Here is a 4,857-nt window from a genome sequence, read left to right as displayed (position 1 = left end):
ATTCTCTATTCTCTATTCTCACCACCTTGGCATTCTGCTTCTTACTTCCAGTCTTAGTGCCGCTTCATATCGAACTTTTGGGTTTCGGCCTTAGCCTTGCGTGTTTAAAACCGATCACAAATATGCAGTTGTTTATGTGTAATAACGCTTGTACTTATGCATCGCTGAGTAAAAGAGGAGGGGAAGTTTGATGTAAGTCAATTGGTCAATAAGGGTAGGAAAAGTCTGCATCAACAGTTCGGGTAATCAGGATAGGGTTAGCTTGATGTTGATAGCGGTTGATAAGGTTGATGGAAAATTTGTTGAGGTTGATGTTTTTAGCTTTTCGACATGAGTGCTTTAGTTTTTTATCTTAAGTTACTGTATATGCTGGCTTTATGTTTTTTAGTTTATCAGGTTTATCTCAACTTTATACCGATGGGCTAATTGTTTTATTGATAACCCCAAGTTTATTTTTTTCCCAGTTTTTGGGCGTAGTCTTCACTTCGAAATTTAGCAAGGTCGAGCAGGTTCTTCCTCATAGCATCTCGCTAATAACCATTCAGTTTGAGTCATGTTGACTCGAGTAGAATAGATTTGGAGATGTTATGTCATCGAATGCGAAAAAAATCGGCCTTATTGCCTGTACGGGGGTCGTAGCCGGTAACATGATGGGTAGTGGTATTGCACTATTACCTTCTAGTCTTGCCTCTGTAGGCTCTGTTTCAATCTTCAGTTGGCTGATCTGTTTGGTCGGTGCACTGAGTCTGGCGTTCGTTTACGCTCGTCTGGCAACCAAAAACCCACAAGAAGGTGGTCCTATCGCTTATGCTGGCGAAGTGTCTCCGGTATTTGGTTTCCAAACGGGCGTTCTTTATTACCACGCGAACTGGATTGGTAACCTGGCTATTGCCATTACAGGTGTTTCTTACCTTTCAGTATTCTTCCCTGTGCTTAATAACCCAATCCCAGCAGGTATTGCGACGATTGCATCGGTATGGATCTTCACTTTCGTCAACCTACTTGGTGGTAGCTGGGTAAGCCGTCTATGTACGCTTGGTCTAGTTCTTATCCTTATCCCAGTTGTTGGTACAGCCGCATTTGGTTGGACGCACTTCGATACTGCGCTTTACAGCCAAAACTGGAACGTATCAGCAGGTACTGACAGCCACGCGGTAGTAACAGCGGTTCTTATCTGTCTATGGTCATTCGTAGGTGTGGAATCAGCAGCGGTATCGACTGGTATGGTAGAAAACCCTAAACGTACTGTACCACTAGCAACTATGTTGGGTACTGGTATCGCAGGTGTGATTTACATCCTATCAACTCAAATGATCAGCGGCATGTTCCCTGCGTCAGAAGTTGCGGCATCAGGTGCGCCATTTGCACTAGCAACAACTGAGCTATTCGGTAGCTGGACAGCGCCATTCGTATCAGCATTTACAGCACTAGCATGTTTCACTTCGCTAGGTTCTTGGATGATGCTAGTAGGTGAAGCGGGTAAACGCGCAGCAAACGACGGCAACTTCCCTAAAATCTACGGTGAAACTGATAAAAACGGTGTGCCTAAGAAAGGTCTAATCCTTGCGTCAATCAAGATGACTGCGTTAATGGTTGTACTGATGTTCTTCAGCTCTAAAACAGCACACGCATCAGACCTGTTCAACCAGCTAACGACTGACGCAGTTCTACTAACTATGCTGCCTTACTTCTACTCAAGCATTAACTTGATTCGCTTCGAAGGTATGACAACACGTAACGGCTTCGTAATGCTGTTCTCTGGTGTGGCTTGTCTGTTCTGCTTCATCGCACTAGCGGGTGCAGAGGGCGGTACGCTAACAGCAACCTTCATCGTTTCTCTAGTTATCTTGATGTTCTACAGCAAAAAAGCAGGTCTTGCTCAGTACGTGAAAATGCACGCTGACGACATGCCTGCCCAAGCAAGCAACTAATCCCCAAAACGCTGGCACTACGGTGCCAGCCCATAAACCCAAATTCACGCGGCGCTCACCTTACTCATTGCCTGTAAATGGCAAAGAGCGTCCTCATTCGCCTTGGAGATGTCCAAATGAATATATTCGCTATCTTGAACCACATGGGTGTGTTCTTTAAAGAAGAGCCAGTTCGTCAACTTCACGCTGCTCTTGAGAAAGCGGGCTACGAAGTGGTTTACCCAGTAGATGATAAAGACTTGATCAAAATGATTGAGATGAACCCACGCATTTGCGGTGTGCTGTTCGACTGGGATAAATACTCACTTGAGCTATGTGAACGTATCAGCCAAATCAACGAAAAACTGCCTGTTCACGCATTTGCTAACGAACAGTCTACTCTAGACATTTCACTAACAGACCTACGTCTAAACGTGAGCTTCTTCGAGTACGCTTTAGGTATGGCTGACGACATCGCTATCAAAATCAACCAAGCGACTGAGGCATACAAAGATGCCATCATGCCTCCATTCACTAAAGCGCTATTCAAATACGTAGAAGAAGGTAAATACACCTTCTGTACTCCAGGTCACATGGGCGGTACTGCATTCCAGAAAAGCCCTGCTGGTAGCATCTTCTACGATTTTTACGGTCCAAACACATTCAAAGCGGACGTATCAATTTCAATGCCTGAACTAGGTTCTCTACTAGACCACTCAGGTCCACATAAAGATGCAGAAGAATACATCGCACGTACATTCAATGCAGACAGCTCGTACATCGTAACGAACGGTACGTCTACATCGAACAAAATTGTTGGCATGTACTCAGCACCTGCGGGCAGCACAGTACTGATTGACCGTAACTGTCACAAATCTCTGACTCACCTAATGATGATGAGCGACGTGACACCAATCTACTTCCGCCCAACTCGTAACGCATACGGCATCCTTGGTGGTATTCCACAAAGCGAATTCAGCCGCGATGTCATTGCAGAGAAAGTGGCGAAAACACCAGGTGCAACAGCACCAACTTACGCAGTAGTGACTAACTCAACTTACGATGGTCTGCTGTACAACACGCAATTCATCAAAGAGTCGCTAGATTGTAAACACATCCACTTCGACAGTGCTTGGGTGCCTTACACTAACTTCAACCCAATTTACGAAGGTAAATGTGGTATGAGTGGTGAAGCGATGCCAGGCAAAGTGTTCTACGAGACACAATCAACACACAAACTGTTGGCGGCATTCTCACAAGCTTCAATGATTCACGTGAAAGGTGACTTTGATAAAGAATCTTTCAACGAAGCCTTCATGATGCACACTTCAACTTCACCTCAGTACGGCATTGTTGCTTCTACTGAAACTGCAGCGGCAATGATGCGCGGCAACACTGGTAAGAAGTTGATGCAAGACTCTATCGATCGCGCAATCCGCTTCCGTAAAGAGATCAAACGTCTAGAAGCAGAAAGCGACAGCTGGTTCTTCGATGTATGGCAACCAGAAAACATCGATACCACAGAATGTTGGAAACTAGACCCTAGCGACACATGGCACGGCTTCAAGAACATGGATGATAACCACATGTATCTTGACCCAATCAAAGTAACGCTACTGACTCCAGGGATGAATAAAGAAGGCGAACTAGAAGAATCAGGTATTCCTGCTTCGCTGGTGGCTAAATTCCTAGACGAGCGCGGCATCGTGGTAGAGAAAACAGGTCCATACAACTTGTTGTTCCTATTCTCAATCGGTATCGACAAATCAAAAGCAATGCAATTGCTACGCGGTCTAACTGAATTTAAACGTGGCTACGACTTGAACCTAACCATTAAGAGCTTCCTACCTTCGCTATACAACGAAGATCCAAGCTTTTATGAAGGCATGCGCGTTCAAGAACTAGCACAAGCAATTCATGACCTAACTAAGAAATACAACCTACCAGAGCTAATGTACAAAGCGTTCGATGTTCTTCCAGAAATGAAAGTAACACCACACGCAGCATGGCAAGAAGAGCTTCGCGGTAACGTAGAAGAAATCAAACTGGAAGAAATGGTTGGTCGCGTAAGTGCGAACATGATCCTTCCTTACCCTCCAGGTGTGCCACTAGTACTTCCTGGTGAAATGGTGACTCAAGAGTCTCGCCCTGTGCTGGACTTCCTAGAGATGCTTTGTGAGATCGGTGCGCATTACCCAGGTTTCGAAACCGACATCCACGGTCTATACCAACAAAAAGATGGTAGCTACACCGTAAAAGTATTGAAGAACTAAGTTCCTCTCGAAGATGACGTCATTGGGAATGCAAGCATGCTCCACTCTTACGAGCTCAATGCGTCATCGAACAATAACGACATTTAGATATACCCCTAACTAATCTGTCGTAAAGAGAAGGGCAAGGATGCTCTGATCTTTTCTTCTATATATAGAAGAAACACTTTTCCAAGACTTCACCTGAAGTACCCCAAATAAAAAGCAAAGACCAAAAGAGCAGTTCGTCATCGTTCTGCTCTTTTTTTTCATCTTTATATAGGTAGAAAGAGAAAAAAGAACCAAGAGAGATAAGATCAGCAACCGAAATCACAAAGAAATAGGCGATCTTTTAATGCAGAAGTCAGGTGTTTCATCATGAAAAGATCCTCTGCAACCCGAAATATTAGACAAGATCGTTGAGTATCTATGCAGAATGCTTGTTATTTGCGCGGTTGAAAGTTTTTTTGCAAAAAACGCTTGTGCTAATTTCTCAACCCCCTATACTGCGCATCCACCGACACGGAGTGAGACGAAAGTCACACAGCGAGTCGGGAAGAGAGAAAAAAGAATTTGAAAAAAATGCTTGACTCTCTCACGGTGTGAAGTAAGATACGCACCCCTAACGACGAGCAACTAAGTTGCTGAAAATGTTAGAAAAGCTCTTTAAAAATAAGAACCTATCAATCTGTGTGGGC

Annotated in this window: 3 protein-coding genes; all 3 read left to right on the top strand. The window is 44.3% G+C overall.

Features of this window, described 5'->3' with window-relative positions:
* On the top strand, positions 1–191 hold a 191-nt coding region (locus H735_RS31795; RefSeq protein WP_238320698.1), incomplete at its 5' end, for a hypothetical protein.
* A 396-nt stretch (positions 192–587) separates the two neighbouring features.
* Positions 588–1,931 (top strand): cadaverine/lysine antiporter, encoded by a 1,344-nt coding sequence (cadB, locus tag H735_RS28255; protein WP_005434864.1) that lies wholly within the window; start codon positions 588–590, stop codon positions 1,929–1,931.
* A gap of 116 nt (positions 1,932–2,047) precedes the next feature.
* Positions 2,048–4,183, top strand: coding sequence for a lysine decarboxylase CadA (locus H735_RS28250; protein WP_005451159.1), 2,136 nt, complete (start codon positions 2,048–2,050; stop codon positions 4,181–4,183).
* The last annotated feature ends 674 nt before the right edge of the window (positions 4,184–4,857 follow it).

The sequence above is a fragment of the Vibrio owensii CAIM 1854 = LMG 25443 genome (assembly GCF_000817815.1).
GTDB lineage: Bacteria > Pseudomonadota > Gammaproteobacteria > Enterobacterales > Vibrionaceae > Vibrio > Vibrio owensii.
Note: the sequence above shows the minus strand (reverse complement) of the source record. Positions and strands in the feature narration are given on the sequence as shown.

Bases quoted from the DNA above. Each gene is read 5' to 3' on its own strand.
- cadB (WP_005434864.1), top strand. From the start codon at position 588: ATGTCATCGAATGCGAAAAAAATCGGCCTTATTGCCTGTACGGGGGTC.
- H735_RS28250 (WP_005451159.1), top strand. From the start codon at position 2,048: ATGAATATATTCGCTATCTTGAACCACATGGGTGTGTTCTTTAAAGAA.